This is a genomic window from Hyphomonas oceanitis SCH89 (assembly GCF_000685295.1).
Classification (GTDB): domain Bacteria; phylum Pseudomonadota; class Alphaproteobacteria; order Caulobacterales; family Hyphomonadaceae; genus Hyphomonas; species Hyphomonas oceanitis.
Window position 1 is genome coordinate 193,593 of sequence record NZ_ARYL01000002.1, and the last position, 17,982, is coordinate 211,574.

At 61.8% G+C, this 17,982-nt stretch carries 17 protein-coding genes; 12 read left to right on the forward strand and 5 right to left on the reverse strand.

The features are described 5' to 3' along the window. The 3 genes from gcvPA to gcvPB are packed head-to-tail and all read left to right on the forward strand — an operon-like array spanning position 1 to position 3,283. On the forward strand, positions 1-1,344 hold the full coding sequence (gcvPA, locus tag HOC_RS02430) for an aminomethyl-transferring glycine dehydrogenase subunit GcvPA (protein WP_035535608.1): 1,344 nt from the start codon (positions 1-3) through the stop codon (positions 1,342-1,344). Beyond that, positions 1,344-1,715, forward strand: a complete 372-nt coding sequence (locus HOC_RS02435) for a hypothetical protein (RefSeq protein WP_035535611.1) — start codon at positions 1,344-1,346, stop codon at positions 1,713-1,715. Before gcvPA ends, HOC_RS02435 begins: the two co-directional genes overlap by 1 nt. Then, positions 1,712-3,283: an aminomethyl-transferring glycine dehydrogenase subunit GcvPB gene (gene gcvPB / locus HOC_RS02440; protein ID WP_156950346.1), complete on the forward strand. Its 1,572-nt coding sequence runs from the start codon at positions 1,712-1,714 to the stop codon at positions 3,281-3,283. Before HOC_RS02435 ends, gcvPB begins: the two co-directional genes overlap by 4 nt. A 5-nt stretch (positions 3,284-3,288) precedes the next feature. Here the strand turns inward: gcvPB and HOC_RS02445 are convergent, their stop codons facing one another. Next, complete coding sequence (locus HOC_RS02445) at positions 3,289-4,656, reverse strand: acyltransferase family protein (protein WP_035535613.1); 1,368 nt, start codon at positions 4,654-4,656, stop codon at positions 3,289-3,291. 140 nt (positions 4,657-4,796) lie between these two features. Here HOC_RS02445 and HOC_RS02450 point away from each other — a divergent pair, with 140 nt between their 5' ends. The 6 genes from HOC_RS02450 to HOC_RS02475 all read left to right on the forward strand — a co-directional run bounded on the left by HOC_RS02450 (position 4,797) and on the right by HOC_RS02475 (position 10,077). Beyond that, positions 4,797-5,159, forward strand: coding sequence for a hypothetical protein (locus HOC_RS02450; protein ID WP_035535616.1), 363 nt, complete (start codon positions 4,797-4,799; stop codon positions 5,157-5,159). Between the two features lie 103 nt (positions 5,160-5,262). Continuing rightward, a complete protein-coding gene (locus tag HOC_RS02455) occupies positions 5,263-6,633 on the forward strand; it encodes an amidohydrolase (RefSeq protein WP_241766864.1) in 1,371 nt (456 codons plus the stop codon). Continuing rightward, on the forward strand, positions 6,630-7,910 hold the full coding sequence (locus tag HOC_RS02460) for an amidohydrolase family protein (protein WP_035535622.1): 1,281 nt from the start codon (positions 6,630-6,632) through the stop codon (positions 7,908-7,910). Before HOC_RS02455 ends, HOC_RS02460 begins: the two co-directional genes overlap by 4 nt. Before the next feature lie 122 nt (positions 7,911-8,032). Next, positions 8,033-8,770 (forward strand): hypothetical protein, encoded by a 738-nt coding sequence (locus tag HOC_RS02465; protein ID WP_035535624.1) that lies wholly within the window; start codon positions 8,033-8,035, stop codon positions 8,768-8,770. 10 nt (positions 8,771-8,780) lie between these two features. Next, positions 8,781-9,197: a DUF1489 family protein gene (locus tag HOC_RS02470; protein ID WP_035535626.1), complete on the forward strand. Its 417-nt coding sequence runs from the start codon at positions 8,781-8,783 to the stop codon at positions 9,195-9,197. 55 nt (positions 9,198-9,252) lie between these two features. Continuing rightward, positions 9,253-10,077 (forward strand): sulfite exporter TauE/SafE family protein, encoded by an 825-nt coding sequence (locus HOC_RS02475; RefSeq protein WP_035535630.1) that lies wholly within the window; start codon positions 9,253-9,255, stop codon positions 10,075-10,077. On the opposite strand, the gene HOC_RS02480 is transcribed toward HOC_RS02475, so the two are convergent. The 4 genes from HOC_RS02480 to HOC_RS02495 form a co-directional block, all read right to left on the reverse strand. After that, positions 10,074-11,048 (reverse strand): HupE/UreJ family protein, encoded by a 975-nt coding sequence (locus HOC_RS02480; protein ID WP_035535632.1) that lies wholly within the window; start codon positions 11,046-11,048, stop codon positions 10,074-10,076. The genes HOC_RS02475 and HOC_RS02480 overlap by 4 nt on opposite strands. Beyond that, positions 11,045-11,881: a peptidylprolyl isomerase gene (locus tag HOC_RS02485; protein WP_035535634.1), complete on the reverse strand. Its 837-nt coding sequence runs from the start codon at positions 11,879-11,881 to the stop codon at positions 11,045-11,047. The genes HOC_RS02480 and HOC_RS02485 overlap by 4 nt, the downstream gene beginning before the upstream one ends. Next, positions 11,882-13,789 (reverse strand): DUF3604 domain-containing protein, encoded by a 1,908-nt coding sequence (locus HOC_RS02490; protein WP_084146095.1) that lies wholly within the window; start codon positions 13,787-13,789, stop codon positions 11,882-11,884. It lies immediately after the preceding gene. Positions 13,790-13,884: 95 nt separating this feature from the next. After that, positions 13,885-15,339: a TrkH family potassium uptake protein gene (locus HOC_RS02495; RefSeq protein WP_035535636.1), complete on the reverse strand. Its 1,455-nt coding sequence runs from the start codon at positions 15,337-15,339 to the stop codon at positions 13,885-13,887. Positions 15,340-15,572: 233 nt separating this feature from the next. On the opposite strand from HOC_RS02495, the gene HOC_RS02500 reads away from it, so the two are divergent. The 3 genes from HOC_RS02500 to HOC_RS02510 all read left to right on the forward strand — a co-directional run bounded on the left by HOC_RS02500 (position 15,573) and on the right by HOC_RS02510 (position 17,929). Beyond that, positions 15,573-16,613: a Glu/Leu/Phe/Val family dehydrogenase gene (locus tag HOC_RS02500; protein ID WP_035535639.1), complete on the forward strand. Its 1,041-nt coding sequence runs from the start codon at positions 15,573-15,575 to the stop codon at positions 16,611-16,613. Positions 16,614-16,693: 80 nt separating this feature from the next. Continuing rightward, positions 16,694-17,527 (forward strand): universal stress protein, encoded by an 834-nt coding sequence (locus HOC_RS20960; RefSeq protein WP_051624449.1) that lies wholly within the window; start codon positions 16,694-16,696, stop codon positions 17,525-17,527. A gap of 33 nt (positions 17,528-17,560) precedes the next feature. Continuing rightward, positions 17,561-17,929, forward strand: coding sequence for a hypothetical protein (locus HOC_RS02510; RefSeq protein WP_035535641.1), 369 nt, complete (start codon positions 17,561-17,563; stop codon positions 17,927-17,929). Positions 17,930-17,982: the final 53 nt, after the last annotated feature.

The window sequence follows — 17,982 nt, forward strand, 5'->3', positions numbered from 1 at the left end:
ATGCGCTATCTTCCCCTGACTGATGACGACCGCAAGGCCATGCTGAAAGTGATCGGCGCCAAAAGCGCGGATGACTTCTATGGCGACGTGCCGGAATCGGCCCGCCTTGGTGGCAAGGTGGCCGGTCTGCCGGACCATCAGGGGGAGCTGGCCGTTGAACGTCATCTCTCGAAACTCGCAGCGAAGAACCGCTCGGCCTCGTCGGGCCCGTTCTTTGTGGGCGCGGGCGCTTACAAGCACCACATTCCAGCCTCAGTGGACATGGTGATCCAGCGGTCTGAATTCCTGACGACCTACACGCCCTACCAGCCGGAAATCGCGCAGGGCACGCTTCAGACCCTGTTTGAATTCCAGACGCAGGTTGCGGCGCTGACGGCAATGGATGTGGCGAACGCCTCCATGTATGACGGCTCGACCGCGTGCGCCGAGGCCGCCGTAATGGCCTGCCGCGTGACGCGCCGGAAGAAGGTGATCCTGTCAGGTGGCCTGCACCCGCATTATGCGGCGGCGACGAAACTGCTGTGCGAAGCGCAGGGGCTGGAAGTTGTGCAGCTGCCTGTCGCGGTTGATGGCGAGATGGCATTGGCGGGCGCCGTGGATGACCTGACGGCATGTGTGATCGGGCAGAGCCCGAACATTTTTGGCACGGTGACGGACATGTCCGCTGTGGCCGATTCCGCCCACGAGAAGAAGGCGCTGTTCGTCTCGGTCTTTACCGAGGCAGTTGCGCTGGGCCTTGTGACGCCTCCGGGCGAAATGGGGGCGGATATTGCCGTGGGCGAGGGGCAGTCGATTGGCGTGCCGCTCGGCTTTGGCGGGCCCTATGTGGGCCTCTTTGCGTGTACCGAGAAACTGGTGCGCCAGATGCCGGGGCGCCTGTGCGGTGAGACTGTGGATGCCGACGGCAAGCGCGGCTTCGTGCTGACGCTGTCGACCCGCGAGCAGCATATCCGCCGCGACAAGGCGACGTCGAATATCTGTACCAATTCCGGGCTCTGCGCGCTGGCCTTCACGGCGCACATGACGCTGCTCGGCGATAAGGGCCTGAAGGATCTGGCGCTGCTGAACCATGAAGCGGCGTGTGACCTGGCCGATGCGCTGGAAGCTGTGCCGGGCGTGGAAATTCTGACGCCGCGCTTCTTCAACGAGTTTGCGTTCCGCACACCGATGAATGCCGAAGCGGTTCTGGCCATGCTGGACGAAGCGGGCGTTGTTGGCGGCGTGCGGGCAAGCCGCCTGTTCCCGGCAGAGCATATGGGCGATGTGATTATCTGCGCCGCGACAGAGTGCACGACACCGGAAGATATTGCGGCCTATGCGGCTGCGCTGAAGGAGATTGTCTGATGAACGAGCCCTGCGCACATACAGCTCGCGATGAGATCATTTTGGCAATGGAATCGGCGGGCTGGATGAATAATCATGAGACAAAAAAGGTGCTTCTATTTCAGAAGGACGGCACTAGCATTTACTTCAATGGACAAGATCACAGCCATATCGATCTCGTCTTTCACCCCGTTATCGTTGGGTCAAATTTTCGAGAATTTCAGAGTTTAGAAAATGCTCCTTCTGATCGCTTCATGTCCAATTATCGCGAACTTCCACAGAAGCCTTCTCCTGGACAACCGCTGAATTATTTTGGCGTCGGATGCAAATTCGATGGGATAGAAGAAGCGCTGAGCTTCGTTAAAAACCTCAACATTCCGGTGATCGTATGACCATGAACACGCAAGGCCGCCCGACGGCGCCGACTTCGACTTCCGTGTCCGCCATCGAGACCGTGTCCGGCTCGCGGGGGCTGTTGCAGGCTGAGGGGTTGATCTTCGAGATCGGGACCAGTGAGACGACGGGCGTGGACCTGCCGGCGCCGAAGAACCGGACGGGGCGCCTTGGCGGCGTCGCGCGCAAAGTGGCGACCGGCCTGCCGGGCCTGTCGGAGCCGGAAATGGTGCGCCATTATATGCGCCTGTCGCAGCGCAATTATGCCATCGACCTCGGCTTCTTCCCGCTGGGCAGCTGCACGATGAAGCACAACCCGCGCCTTAATGAAAAGATGGCGCGCCTGCCGGGCTTTGGTGACATCCACCCGATGCAACCGCAGGCGACCGTGCAGGGCGCGCTGGAACTGATCGACGAGCTGGCCACCTGGCTGAAGACGCTGACCAACATGCCTTTCGTGGCGATGAGCCCGAAGGCGGGCGCGCATGGCGAACTGGCGGGCATGCTGGCGATCCGTCAGGCGCTGATCGCGCGCGGCGAGGGCGAGACACGCAAGCGGGTTCTGGTGCCCATGTCGGCGCATGGTACGAACCCGGCGACGGCTGTGCAGTGCGGCTTCGAGGTGGACGAGATCAAGGCGGATGCGCGCGGCCGCGTCGACATGGACATGCTGCGGGCGAAGCTTGAGCGCACCGACGATGTGGCCGGCATCATGCTGACCAATCCCAATACGTGCGGCCTCTTTGAAACAGATATCAAGGAGATCGCCGACCTGATCCACGCAGCGGGCGGCTATTTCTATTGCGACGGCGCGAACTTCAACGCCATCGTCGGTCGTGTGCGTCCGGGCGACCTCGGCGTCGATGCGATGCACATCAACCTGCACAAGACCTTCTCCACCCCGCATGGCGGCGGCGGGCCGGGCTCGGGCCCGACTGTCCTCTCCGAAGCGCTGGCGCCTTATGCGCCGGTGCCCTTCGTGGTGAAGAACGAAGACGGCGTGTATTCGCTGGTCGAAGACATGGACGGCGAGGCGAGCGAGAGCTTTGGCCGGATGGTCGCCTTCCATGGCCAGATGGGCATGTTCGTGCGGGCGCTGGCCTACATTCTCAGCCACGGCGCGGACGGCCTGAAACAGGTTGCCGAGGACGCCGTGCTGAACGCGAACTATATCGCGGCCAAGCTGAAGCATGTGATGACGCCTGCCTTCGAGGGCTATTGCATGCACGAGGCGCTGTTCTCGGATGCGTTCACGGCGGACGGCATCGAGACGCTCGATATCGCCAAGGCGCTGATCGACGAGGGCTATCACCCGATGACCATGTACTTCCCGCTGGTGGTGCATGGCGCGATGCTGATCGAGCCGACCGAGACCGAGAGCAAGGCGACGCTGGACCAGTTCTGCGCCTCGCTGGAATCGATTGCCCGCCGCGCCGCGCAGGGTGACGAGACGCTGAAAGGTGCACCTTATCTTGCCCCGGCCAAGCGGCTTGATGAGACGCGGGCGGCGCGCAAGCCGATCCTGAAGTGGACGGCGCCGACGTCTGATACCGTCGCGGCCGAGTAGGTGCGTCAGCCCACTTGGGGCTTGGTGGGGTCGCTATGGAACAGGCGCTCCCGCAGCCCTGAGAAACCGATAATCATCGGTCGCTCTATGAGGCGATAGGAAAGCCCTGCTGCGATGATCGAAGCGGCAAGGCAAACCATGACCAAGGCAATATTGTCCAGTGGGCCCTTGTGGCCGAGCTGGAAGATGGGTGCCAGGGCGGGGATATCTCCGAGGAAGCCGAAAGCGAGCCGGGTCAATGTGAGCAGGATCACATGACAGAGGTAAAGCGAGAAGGACCAGTCGCCGAGCCGGGCGAGGCCTTTGTAGCAGGCCTCGAAATACGGCGTCGTGCGACGCAGGCGGTTGGGCATGGATTGGCCACCGAGCCAGCCGAACCAGAGTGACGCCATCATTGCGACGGCGCCGACAAGAACGGTCACGATCGCGGCGCCAGCACGTTGGTCGAAGGGACTGTCAGCCGGCAGGCCATAGAGGAAGCTGATCATCGCGGCGGTCAATGCGCCTATCCCGGCCGGCACGAGCCAGGCTTGCCGCTTTGACAGTTCAAGCGTGGCAAAGCCGTAGACTAGAAGGGTGCAGGGCAGGCCGAACTCGATGATCCGATTCCATGTAATAAGGGCTAAATCGTCCGGGCGGTGAAATGTCAGCGACCCTGCGAGCCAGAGGATGGCGACCAGTGTCATCAAGCCGCTACGCCACGCGACTCCGGAGCCGACCGCGACACCGACCACGGCGCCAAGGATGAATTCCATTGTCATCGGAGACAGCACAAGCGAGGCGTAGTCGATGGCCAGCGGTTTCGACATGCCGACCATCGCGCCTCCCGCTATGACGAGGCCCCACACAAGCAGGATCCACAGCAGGAAGCGGCGCGGCGCGAGCAGGATCAATGTGAAGGCCGCATAGAAATACATCTCGTGCACGAGCGTCCAGCCAACGGCCGGCAGCGGGAAGGCGTATTGGGGGATCAGGAAGAAGGATTTGAAAAGGTATGGTACCATCGGCTGGCCCTGCAGGGCGCGCTCCCAATTGGCGCCGAAGCCGAGCAGGTTGTAGGCGATCATCATTGTGATCATCAGCGCTGAAAAGAACCACCAGAGCGGATAGATCCGGGTGGCACGGGCGAACAGGAAATCGAGGCTCGATTTGAGTCCCGGACGCACGCCGTCGGTGACATAGACCATGATGAAGCCGGAGATGACGAAGAACAGGTCGACGCCGGCAAAGCCATTGTTCACGAAGCCGTTGAGGAACGGCATTTCGCTAAGGCCATTGCCGCCAATGGCGAGGACTTCCTGCGCACGGATATGATAAGCAACCACGAGCAGCGCCGCGATGCCGCGCAGGATCTGGATGGACTGTAGTTTCATGCCGTCCTCATGCCCGGTTGCCGCAAAAGACAGCAATAATTCTCGTGTTTGTAGCAATCGGGTAACGGTGTTGCCAGACTTTGAACACATCCTGATGATTTCGTTGGCTGGACCGAAATTAAACCCCATATCATCCGCGAATGGCTGACGACGAAGCGACCGACATGACCGAAACATCCTCCCTGCCGGCCGCCAAGCCGGTTCTTGCATTGCGTTCCGGTTTCAACACCGCGTTCCGCCAGCTGCTGGCGCTGATCGGCCTGTTCATGATTGCCCTGTCGATTCCGATCGGCATCATGACGCCGCTGATCCCCATCGGCCTCCCTTTCGGCATCCTCGGCGTGATCCTGCTGGGTCGCAACTCGGTCTGGGGTCATCGCTGGATGGAAGGCGTTCTCGTCCGCCATCCACAGGTCGAGCGGTTCGCCCCAAACTGGCTTATGAAGCTGGTATTTGGGCGCGAGAAGAAAGTTACACCCAGGAAGGCCTCGCGTAAGGCATAGGCCCTTGCCCCTCAGGCAAATCTAGGGACAATTGCCCCAGAATTGATTGCTGTAAGCGGGGCTGAAGCAAATGAACCGAGTTTCTCTGGCGGGCGTGCTTTGCATGGCCCTTTTACTGGCCGCGTGCGGCGGGAAAAAAGAGGCCGATAAGGAAGACAGGATCACGGTTCCGAAGGACCCGTTTCCGTCGACTTATGCGGCCTACCCGAACGAGCCGGTGTTTATCTCCAATGCCACCATCATTGATGGCGAGGGTGCGCTCATCGAGAAGGGCAGCCTGCTCATCTTGGACGGGAAGATTTCGGCCATTGGCAAGGATCTAGAAGCGCCGGCCGATGCAAAGAAGATCGACGCATCCGGCCGCTGGGTGACCCCCGGCATCATCGACAATCACAGCCACCTTGGGGCCTATCCTTCGCCGGGTGTCAGCTCCCTGAGCGATGGCAACGAGATTTCTGCGCCCGTGACGGCAGAAGTCTGGGTCGAGCACAGTGTATGGCCGCAAGACCCCGGGTTCACGCGCGCCCTGGCGGGCGGCATTACCTCCCTGCAGATCCTGCCGGGCAGTGCCAACCTGTTTGGCGGTCGCGGTGTCATTTTGAAGAACGTACCGAGCCGCACAGTGCAGGGCATGAAGTTTCCCGGCGCGCCCTACACATTGAAGATGGCGTGCGGCGAGAATCCGAAGCGTGTCTATGGCTATGGCGGCGGGCGCTATCCGGGCGGCGCGCCCTATTCGCGCATGGGCAACGTCGCGGGCTATCGCGCGGCCTGGATCCAGGCGGCCGACTACAAACGCAAGTGGGACAAGTACGAAGCAGAAGGCGGTGATGCCCCGACGCGCGACCTTGAACTCGACACGCTGAAGGGTGTGCTCGACGGCGACATCCTCGTTCACATGCACTGTTACCGCGCCGACGAGATGGCGCAGGTGATGGATATTTCGAAGGAATTTGGCTACAAGGTCACGGCCTTCCACCATGCCGTCGAGGCCTACAAGATTGCCGACAAGCTGGCGGACTATGGCGCCTGTTCGTCCATGTGGGCCGACTGGTGGGGCTTCAAGATGGAGGCCTATGACGGCATCAAGGAGAACATCCCGCTGGTGCACAAGGCTGGTGCCTGCGCCATCGTGCACTCCGACAGCGAGGTTGGCATCCAGCGCCTGAACCAGGAAGCGGCCAAGGCATGGGCCGATGGAAAGAAAATCGGCATCAACATTCCGGAGGAGGAAGCGTGGCAGTGGCTGTCGCTCAACCCGGCCAAGTCGCTCGGAATTGACGCCAGGACCGGTAGTCTTGTGCCCGGCAAGATGGCCGATGTGGTTCTCTGGTCCGGCAATCCGTTCAGTGTCTACAGCAAGGCCGACCAAGTCTATATTGATGGCGCCCTCATGTATGACCGAAGCGATGCGGCCCATCGCCCGGTATCGGATTTCGAGCTTGGCCAACCCGGTGAAGGAGACCTGAAATGAGCGCGCGCAAGATAGCCAGCCTCATCGCGATTGTTGCGAGCCTGACGCTTCCGGTCACGGCCGAACCCGTTGCGATTGTTGGCGGCAAGGTCTGGACCGGCACGCGCCAGGGCACGGTTCCCAGCGGCGTTATCGTCATCGACAAGGGCCGTGTCGTGTCAGTCGACAAGGCAGGCTCACCCGTGCCGCTGGAAGCGACGGTCATTGATGCCGGTGGCAAATGGGTGACGCCGGGAATCATCTCGGCCTTTTCGCGGACCGGGATTGTTGAAGTCGATGCCGAGAATACGACCGATGACACGTCTGCCGGGGATTCCGATTATTCCGTCGCGCTCGATGCCGCTGACGGCTTCAATCCGGACACGACGGCGATTGCCGTGACGCGGGTTGAAGGCATCACGCGGATTGTTGTTGCGCCGGAAGCCAGTTCAAACCTGTTTGCAGGACAGGGCTTTATCGCCGACACCAGCGGCTCTGTGGATACAGAGATTGACCGCAAGGCCTTCCTGCTTGTTTCGATGGGCGAACACGGGGCGTCGCTGGCAGGCGGGTCACGGCCTGCGGCGTGGGCACAGCTGCGCGCTGCGCTGGACGATGCGAAGGCCTATCCGGGCCGCTATCTCGCAAGCAATGAAGGCACTGCGCTGGACCGCGTGGATGCGGTCGCGCTGGTGCCGGCCGCCAAGGGCCAGCAACTGATCCTGATCGAGGCGAACAAGGCGAGCGACCTCAACGCCATCATGGATTTCGCCGAGGCCAACAAGGATCTCGACATTGCTATTGTTGGCGCGGACGAGGGCTGGCGGGTTGCGCCGCGCCTCGCCAAGGCAGGCATTCCGGTAATCGTGGATTCCTATTCGAACCTGCCCGAGAGCTTCGAACGGCTCGGCGCGACCGGGGAGAATGCGGCGCGTCTGCGGGCGGCAGGTGTCACGGTGGCCATCGCGGCGATCAGTGATGCCACGCACAATGCGCGCCTTGCCATGCAGATCGCCGGCAATGCTGTAGCCAACGGCCTGTCGCACGAGGATGCGATGGAGGCGCTGACGACGGCGCCAGCATCCATATTCGGCCTGCAGGGGCTGGGTGTGATCGGCCCGGGATCGCGCGCGGATATCGTTGTGTGGGACGGCGACCCGCTGGAAGTTACTTCAAATCCGGATGTCGTAATGATCGACGGCGAGGTACAATCCATGGTGACGCGTCAGAGCGAGTTGCGGGATCGCTATCTCAAACTCGACGAGCGTGAACGCCCGCTGGCCTATGTGAGGCCCTGACTGTCTGTTCAACTCCCATAAATCCTTCGCGGTCTAGGATGGCCGCTTGCGAGGCTTTTTGACCCGTTTGCCGCATGGTTGCCGCAAATAGGGTGATAAGTTGAATTGGGATGGTTTGATCTATGTGGCTTGCACTGCTGATGGCGCTTACGATGGTGACGGGGTCGGGTCCGATGGACGAGGCCCTGTCGGCAACCGAAGCGCCGAAGACTCTGCGGGCCGCCTTCACCGTGGAATTGCGCAGTGACCATGCCCGCCGCGTTTATGCCTTTGATCCCCGCAAGAGAGGCGCCGAGCGCTGGCAGATCGTCGACTGGCAGGGCGAGGATGATGAGCTGGAAGAGGTGGCGGCCAATTGGGCGGCGGAATCGGCGCCGGACGGTCGGCTGTTTCCCGATGATCTGCGTGCGAGCCTCGGGCGCAGTGTGCAAGTGAATGATGAGGGCCATGCCTGGCAGATTTCGTTCCGGCACACGCCGTCTAAGAATGATGGCGAGTTTGATGTCTGGGCGGCGCAGCGACTGCAGGCGGCGGCTTGGCTGGACCCGGTTGGCGAGCGCTTCCTGAGGATCGATTACATGTTGCCAAAGCCCGTGGCAGGGCCTGAAGGCGGCACGTTGACCAAGTATAACCAGAGCTATTTCCTGCGCACAGAACCGCGCTGGGGCATGAGCTATGTTTCGGGGTTTTCCATCGAGCTTGAGGCGCGCGCGGCTTTCCGGAAAATCGAGCGGCGCTATTCGGCCAACATCGTGAAAGTGGACTTCTTCTTCGCGAGCGCCGAGGCGCAGAAGGCATTTGAAGACGAACGCGCAGCCAAACCGCAATTGATGACTGGATTGAGCGGCCCGGCACGCTAGACTCCTCACCATGACGATTCACATGGTGAAACTGAGCGTAGGCGCCGAAACGGTTGAGGACCTGGCGGACTGGCAGACGCGTCAGATGCAGCGCCGCGACAACCCGGTCCACCACACCCGCATGAGCCCCAAGCGCGCCGAGGAAATGCTTGATGGCGGCTCGATCTATTGGGTCATCAAGCGGGCCATCCGGGTGCGCCAGCGCATTATCGACATTCGCGCCGTGGCAGATGAGACGGGGCGCGACATGTGCGAACTGGTGTTTGATCCGAACCTTGTCCGCACATATGCCCAGGCCAAGCGGCCCTTTCAGGGTTGGCGCTATCTGAAGCCCACTGATGCACCGCGCGATCTGAAGACCGGCGAAGCGGCGCTGGACATTCCGCCTGATCTCGACGCGGCATTGAAACAGGCAGGTGTCTGGTAGGCGCCGCTCCGAACGATCCCATCGACAAGGTTAGTGCTGCCCGCTAAGCGGAAACATGACCGATCTTTTCCTGCAATACTGGCCGCTCCTCCTCAGTCTCGCCGTGGCGGGCGCTGCAGCGGGCCTTGCGGCCGGCATGTTCGGCATTGGCGGCGGCGCGGTGATCGTGCCTGTGCTTTTCTTCCTCTTTGACGGCATGGGCTATGGCGAGACGGCGATGCATGTCGCGGTGTCGACCTCGCTGGCGACGATCATCCTGACCTCCATTCGCAGTGTCATGGCGCACAATGGCCATGGCGCGGTCGACTGGGACATCATCAAGTCATGGGCGCCGTGGATCGTGCTGGGCGCGCTGATCGGCATGGGGCTGAGCGGGTTCCTGTCGAAGCGGGCACTGCTTGGCATATTTGGTTCAATGGGCTTTCTCCTGTCAGCGCAGCTCTTCTTTGGTCGCCCGACATGGCGGCTGGCGGAAGAGATGCCGAAGGGCGTGACGCGGCTGGGGCTAGGCACCGCGATTGGCGCGCTATCGGCCCTTATGGGCATTGGCGGCGGCACGTTCGGGGTCAGCCTGATGACGCTGTATGGGCGGCCGATCCACCGGGCTGTAGCGACAGCTGCAGGTTGGGGCGTGGCGATTGGCCTGCCGTCGGCAATTGTGGCGGTGTTCATTGGCTGGGGGCACGAGGGCCTGCCGCCGTTTTCGCTCGGCTATGTGAACCTGGCGGCCTTTGCGCTGATCTCTGTGTTCACGGTGACTATGGCGCCGGTCGGGGCGAAGCTGGCGCACAAGCTGGACGCCGTCTTGCTGAAGCGGCTGTTTGCAGTGCTGCTGGCGCTGGTGGCAGCGCGGATGCTGTACAAGGCGCTCGGGTTTTAGGCGGTGAGAACACCGACGATTCGTTCGATGGCCCAGTAAGAACCGACAATTCCAATACAGTATGCGGCCACAAAGCGCGCGGGGGCGTGCGGCATGCGGGCGAAGCGTGTGGCGAGGAAAACCGCGAGCAATACGGCCCCCACAAAGAGGACCTGACCGGCCTCGACGCCCACATTAAACAGCAGCAGCGCCAGCACTTCGGCGCCCTTGGGCAGGCCGATTTCCGACAGCGCCCCGGCAAAGCCGAAACCATGGATAAGCCCGAAGCCAAAGGCGATCAGCCATGGCTTGCGCTGGCTGAGCGTCTCGTGGCCGCGCACACGGTAGATGGCTTCGGCACCGAGCAAAGCGATGCTCATGGCGATCGTGATCTCGACCGGCGGGCCCGGAAGGGTGATGCCACCAAGGGCAGCAGCAGCAAGCGTAATGGAATGGGCGACGGTAAAGGCGGTGACGGTTGGCAGCAATTGGCGGGGGCGGACGAGGAGGATGAGGCCGAGGACGAAGAGGAGGTGGTCGTAGCCGAAGATGATGTGTTCGACGCCGATGCGGAAATAGGTGGCCGTGGGCGCGCCGGTGGGCGTGGAGAGGTCGAGTTGCAGCGCGCGGGGGCGCAGGACCGTGGAGAGATCGTCGCTTGTCAGACGGTTCACGCGCACGAAGGCATCTGTGAGCGTGCGTTCAAGGCCCGCGATTTCGATATGGCCGGTCGAGAGATCGCATTCCATGTCCCAGCGCTGGATGAGGGTGCCGGCGGCGACTTCGCTGCGCTCGTGCGAGCGGGTGCAGTCATCGGGAAAGACCGGGTCGAGCTTGAGGCGGCGGCCATCGAGCACGGGTTGTTTCCAGGTGACGGCGAACTGGCCGGGATCTGTTTCCGTGACTTCGAGATAGGCCGGGCGCACTTCATGGGCGGAGGCCGGCAGCGCAGCGCAGACGAGCGCGAGAAAGGCGAGCAGAGCCCGTCTCATTCGGCGCCTTCAATACGGACCTTGTAGCGCTTGATGATGTCGGCGATGGCCTTGTCATTGGCCGCGCGCAGCGCCTCGTCATGCCAGTCGGATTCGACTTTGGCACGGACGTCTTCAAAGGGCGGGAGACGGCCCTCTTCGAGCGCCACGATGTGCACCAGATGCTGGCCGAATGCCGAGGAGACGGGGCCCTGCCATTCGGGCGCCGGTTTGAGGGAAAAGAGAGCCCTGGCGAAGTCTGCACCGAACAGGCGAACGGTTTCGCGTATCGGGAGATTACCATAGGCGCGTTGGAGCATGAAGGGATCTCCGAGGGGACGCCAGTCCACTGGTGTGGGGCCGTTGAGGGACTTCAGGAGGGCTTCCGAGTCCATTCCCGGGGTATTCCCGGACCGTTCCGGGTTTAAATAGACGTGTTCGAACGTGATGCTCGGTGGAAGCGTGTAGCTTGCCTTGTGGTCTTCGTACCACTTGCGCAGGGTGGTTTCGTCGGGCGCTGCCGTGTCGGCCAGGTCGGAGACCATGAAGCTCATCTTCTGGGCGAGGCGGCGTTCGATGATCGTGTCGCCGACATCGAGGCCGAGGCGGCGGGCTTCGCGGGCGAGGGCTTCGTCGCGGACCTGATCGGTGACCATGGCGGCCATGTCCTCAGGTGAGGGCAGGGCGCCGGATTCAGAGGCATAGAGCGCGGCCATGCGCTCCATGTCTTCTTCGGTGACGGTGATGGTTCCGTCACGCGCGTCGGCATAGGCCGTCCACGCCGCATGGCCGGCAAAGACCAGAGCTGCGACGAGGACGAAATGGACGAGGGGTTCGCGGAGTAGAGCGCGCATCTAGGCTGGCGGAATGTACCAGATCGGCGATGTGTAGGCGCGTTCCTGGATGGTTGCGGGCAGAGCCGGATTTGGCGGCGTTGCGTTGCGATTGGCTTCCCATGTCGACCAGCGGCAGGTCGGGTTTTCGAGCACGCGAACATAATAGGTCGCGCGCTGGGCGGGATCGAAGTCCGGATCGGACCAGAGCGCTTTCAGCTCACCCGCACCTGTGCCGGGGCTGGTTTCGCAGGTCGCGATGTCGACACTGGCGCCATTGTCGGGGCAGCGATGATTGGCATCGGGCACGGCGCCGCCGGAGCAGGCCGCGTCATAAACAGCTTCGCCGTCGCTTGTGACCTTGACGATTTGGACGCGCTGGAGCGGCGCAGAATTGGAATCCTGCATGGCCCAGGCGATGAAGTGCGGGGCAGCGCCAGCGCCGACGAGGTCTCCGCCCATGGGCACGCCGCCGGCATAGGCCTGCTTTGCGAGGTCCGGGCTGGTGAGCATGGCGTCGGTATAGTTGAAGCCGCCAAAGAAGCGGACTTTCATGCGGGGGCCTGTGGTGGCGAATGTTTCCTTGCGGCGGAAGGCGTCAAACAGGGAGTCGCGTGTGTTTTCCTCGGCCCAGACGCCGGTGAGGCCGGAAGCCGACCAGCGCGAGAACCAGTTCTTCGCATTCTTGGTTGTCTGGTTGTCGGGTTGATCGGCCCAGTCTTTTATGCCCGGCATGGGCACGGAGCCGCGCTGGAAGGGCAGGCCATCGACAATGCCGATTTTCGACCAGTAATCCTTTTCCGAATAGGACCCGCCGGCGACATGGCTGTCAGAAGCAGCGGTGAGACCGAAGCGGAAAGGATCGAAGCCCTTTTCTTCCTGCAGTTTCAGGCCGTTGCGATAGGCTTCGCGGACATAGGAGCCGCTTGTTTTCGACACATCGTAGCTGCCGAGCAGCTCGTCATAGATTTCGAAATTGGCCCACTCATCGTTCGGCGAGAGATCAGGATGGGTTTCGGATGTGCCCTTGACCTGCGTGACTTCGACGAGCGGTTCGTTGCGCATGCGCTGCTCGGCATAGGCGGCATCGATCGGGTCGCCATTATAGGTTTCCAGCCTGAACATCTGGCCGTCGGAAACGTTTGAATTGTGCGGGATGGCGATGGACTCGCGGCCTTCAGCGCGTTGCTGGTCCATCCAGTCCCACAGGTCTTCCGGGTTGGTGGAGTCGAGCGTGGAGAAGGCGCGGTCAGGCGCTTCGCCGCGGAAGAAGACGTTGCGGTGGAGGTTGCCGCCACCAAAGCCGCCATCTTCGCTCTGTGTCGTGACGGACGTGAACTCATAGGCCGAGAAGGTCGTGAAGACGCCGGGCTCGTTGTACTTTTCGGCGGCAGCGATGTTCTCCTGCCAGACGGAGGTGATGGTCGGCTCGTCATACATGTCTTCGATCTTCTCGCCGGAGCGGACCGAGGCACCAACGCCCTGGAAGGCGGCGACGATCTTATCGGGATCGGTCGAGAACATTTCCTTGGCGCGGGGGAGTTCTGACAGTGCGCTGCCCTTGGTGTTCATGGCCGGCAGGATGCCGAGATATTCGGCATGGTCGGTGACGGTGTAGAAGTCGAGCGGGCCGCCGGCGACGGTCATGTCGAAGCCGGAGGGATGCTTGATCGTCTCGCCCTTGGCAAAGCGGTAGGCATCATCGGCCGTGCGACGCACGTTGAAGATATAGGCGTCGAAACTGTTGCGCGTGTGGATGTGCATATCGCCGAAATAGGCGTTGCGGTCTTCGTTATAGCCGGGTGTTGCGCCTTCGGGCACGGCAGCTTGCGGTGCGGCGGCTTCTTCGACGGGGGCTGTTTCGGTCTTGTTGCCGCTACAGGCGACAAGCGCGAGCGCCGTACTGGCGAGCGTCAGGGTCTTCCACATTTTGCTATTCCTCCCACGGGCGCGATTGGTGCGCTCTCATGGGAGTTGTTTTTGCAGTGATTGTGCCAGTTGTCCAGACCGCCTTGCGGGAAGGATCAGCCCTGCCAGAAGCGGCGCGTCAGCACGACGAAAACCGAGATGAACTCCAGTCGCCCCAGCAGCATCGCGATGGCGCAGATCCACTTGGCGGCATCGGGCAGCGTCTGGAAGGTGGATGATGGACCGATAACAGGGCCGAGGCCGGGGCCGACATTGGACACGCTTGTGGCGGAGCCGGATATGGCGGTCATGGCATCGAGTCCGCATAGCGAGAGCAGTGCCGCGGCAACGAGGAATGTGACGAGATACAGGAAAACGAAGACCATGACGGATTGCAGCGTTTCTTCATCAACGACCTTGTTGCCGTAACGCACCGGGGTACGACGGTGCGGCATGGTCATGCGTCGCGAATAGGCGATGAGGGCCTTGGCGGTGATTTCGAGGCGGAACATTTTCAGGCCGCAAGCGGCCGAGCCGGCGCAGCCGCCGACGAAGGTCGCGACAAGGAATATCGCCATAACGGGCGAACCCCATGTGTCGTAAGGAGCGGAGGCATATCCGGTTCCTGTCATGATCGAGATGATGTTGAAAAGGGCATCCTTGAACGCGTGTGCCGCCGTTTCAAAGATGCGCGGATCAACCACGGCCTCATGATAGGCGACGATCACGACGGACAGGAGCAACGCGATCGACAGGTAGACGCGTGGCTGCGGGTCGCGGATCAGGGGTGAGATGCGTCCTTGCAACAGCAACATGGCCAGAAGGCTCTGCGGAAGGCCTGCCACGAACATGAAGAAGGTCGCGACATAGGGTGCGTTTGTGTCGTTGAAGTAGCCGAAGGACAGGTCGTGCGTGGAGTAGCCCCCCGCCGACATCGTTGTCATCGAGTGCGTAATCGCATCGAACCAGCTCATCCCTGCGAGGAAGTAGCAAAGGGCGCAGAGCATCGAGATAAGCAGGTAGGTAAAGCCGAGATAGGCGGCGATATCGGTCACACGCGGCAGGAACTTGCCGGAGAGATCAGAGCTTTCGAGTTCAAAGAGCTGCATACCACCGACCCGGAGCTGGGGAAGGATGGCGATGGCTGTCACGATAATGCCGATGCCACCGAACCATTGCAGGATGGCGCGCCAGAGGAGCAGGCCGCGCGGCATGTCATCAAGGCCCGTAATGACCGTCGCCCCGGTCGTGGTGAGGCCGGAAACGCATTCGAAGTAGGAATCCGTAATCGACATTCCCGATGCCATGAACGGGATTGAAGCTATGGCGGGCAGGAACACCCATACCAGAACGGTCAGCAGGAAGGCTTCGCGTTGGCCCGTGGACTGGTCGCCGCTGCGCGCCAGGATCCAGAGGCAGGTGCCAATGAAGATGGAGCCGAAGGCCGAAACGGCGAAAACGTGTGATTCCGGGCGTTTGTCGGCAAAATCCATCAGCGCGCACGGGATCATCGCCACGCCGAGGAGGACGGTCATGATGCCGATGGCGAGGAGGATGGGGCGTAGCTGCATTTTACGCGCGGAAGATACGCTTCAAATCCTGCGAAGACGTCAATTTTCTTAAGGTTAACAAGAGGTTTCCAAAGGCAGGTGCCAAGGCGGCACGGGGGCAGGCCAAACTGGGTAGCAAGCAGGCAAGGATTGGGCCATAGGCGGGTGTGTCGCGGGGTCGTTTCGATTGACCCAGCGGAAGTAAGATCTTAAAGCCCAAATATCGTTTCATTTGCAACCAATGGCATCCTCCCATGTTCGATCACCCTTCCTATGACGCCCATGAGGGCGTGCACCTTTTCCAGGACGAAGCGAGCGGGCTGAAAGCGATTATTGCCGTCCATTCAACAGCGCGGGGCCCGGCGGCGGGTGGTACGCGGATGTGGGATTTCGCCAATGGCGAGGCCATGTTGCGCGACGTGCTGCGCCTCAGCCAGGGCATGAGCTACAAGAACGCCATGGCGGACCTGCCGCTGGGCGGCGGCAAGGCCGTGATCTGGGGCAATGCGAAGACCGACAAGTCGCCGGACCTGTTCCGGGCATTCGGCCGGGCCGTGGAAAGCCTGCAGGGGCGCTATTACACAGCCGAGGACGTGGGCATCGATGTCGCCGACATGGAGATCGTGCGGCAGGAGACGGCCTATGTGGCCGGGCTGGACAAGGGCGAGGCCGCGAGCGGCGACCCGTCGCCAATCACGGCGCGGGGCGTGTTTCTGGGCATTGTCGAGACAGCCAAACGTGCGCTGGGCAGCGGCGACCTGAAGGGCCGGACCGTGGCGGTGCAGGGCGTTGGGTCGGTCGGCGCGCATACGTGCGATCATCTGGCCGAGGCAGGCGCCAACCTGATCATCACCGATATCGACCAGGCTGCGCTGCAGGCCGTGTCGGCGCGCACGGGTGCGCGTATCGTGGGGCCGGACGAGATCTATGACGTCGAGGCGGATATCTTCTCGCCCTGCGCGCTGGGCGCGATCATCAATGAGCAGACGCTCGGCCGCTTCAAGGTGAAGGCGATTGCCGGGGGCGCAAACAACCAGCTGGTCATGCCGGAGATGGGTGAGCTGTTGCGGCGCAAGGGCATTCTCTATGCGCCGGACTATGTGATCAATGGCGGCGGCATCATCAATGTGGCCGCCGAGATTTCCGGCAATTACTCGCGCGAATGGGTGGACGCTAAACTGGCCAAGCTCGTCGAGACGCTGGGCGACGTGCTGGACGAGGCGCTGTCAGGCGAAAAGCCTACCAATCAGGTTGCGGACCGAATTGCACGCGAACGGATTGCCGCTGCCCGCTAGGGGTTTCTGCGTAGTTCGCGGAACGGTGCCCGGATGGTACATTATCTCTCAGGAGCAATCCGCCAGGAGGTATATGCGCCATGTCAGTTGTTGCCGTATTACAGGGTACTGAAGCCGAAGATCGCCAGACCACACTTGCCGCAATAGAGATTGCGCGGCGCCTGAACACGCCCGTTACCGGCCTGTTCGCGCTGCCTGATCCAATGGCGGTGCTGATGGTGTCGACCTCGCCGGAAATGGCGACCGTCTCGCCTGCCGCGACGCAGAGCGTGATCGACATGCAGGCAAAGATGACGAAGATCGCCAAGACGGTCTTCCATGATGCGACCAGTACCGGCGCGCACGGGCTGGACTGCGACTTCTTCCATGAAGTGAACACGGTGGAACGCGCCAGCGCGAATGCCGCCACGCTGGCTGATGCGGTCGTGTTTCCGCGCTCGGCGGCCACAACTTCCGCGCCGCTCTATATGGCGTTCGAGCATGTGATGATGGAAGCGCGGCTTCCGCTGGTTCTTGCGGGTACGGACAATATTCCGACCGGGCCGGTGATCATTGCCTGGGATGGCAGCAATGGTGCTTCGCGGGCTGTGCGGTTTCACCTGCCGCTGATCCGCGCTTTTGGCGACGTGATCATTGCGCAGGCGCCGAAGGACCTGGAGCGCGATGCAGCACGCCCGGTGGCTGAGCCGGGTACACTGGAAGACTGGCTGAAGCGCCATGGTGTGAGCGTAAAGGTTGCTGGCATCGAGGGCGATGTCGCTGGTGGCCTTCTGGCGCTGGCCAAGGGCAGCGGCGCGTCAATGATCGTGGCGGGGGCCTATGGGCACTCTCGGCTGGGCGAACGCCTGTTCGGCGGCACGACGCGGCACCTGCTGTCGGCAAAGGATGCCCCGGCGCTGGCCCTGGCGCGCTGAGACTTTCCACATTCTGAGTTCATGGAGATTGTAATGACCCTTAGCCGCATCACACTACAATTGGCCCGTAATCCGGGCCTGCCAGCTGGCGACCCGGCGCGGGGCTATACGCTCGTTGCGCCGCTGACGCCTGACGCGCATCTTGATGTTGAAGCGTGGCGGGAAAATCGCAAGGCTTGCCGCGTTGTGCGCTTCTCGCCAGTGGATGATGAACATGCCGATGGGCGGCTGACGCATTGCGGGGATCGCTGGTTTTTCCATTATGACGAAGATGATGAAGGCGATGATGAGGCGGGCTACCGCCTTGGCGAGCATGTTTTCAAGGAAGGCGAATACGTGACCGTGGCGAGCTTTGGCGAAGAGCCGCTGACCTATAAGGTGACCGACGTCTCCAGCCTGTAATCGGTTCGCGCAAGGCGGCCGAATTCTGGTATCCGGGACGTGTGTTACCGGAA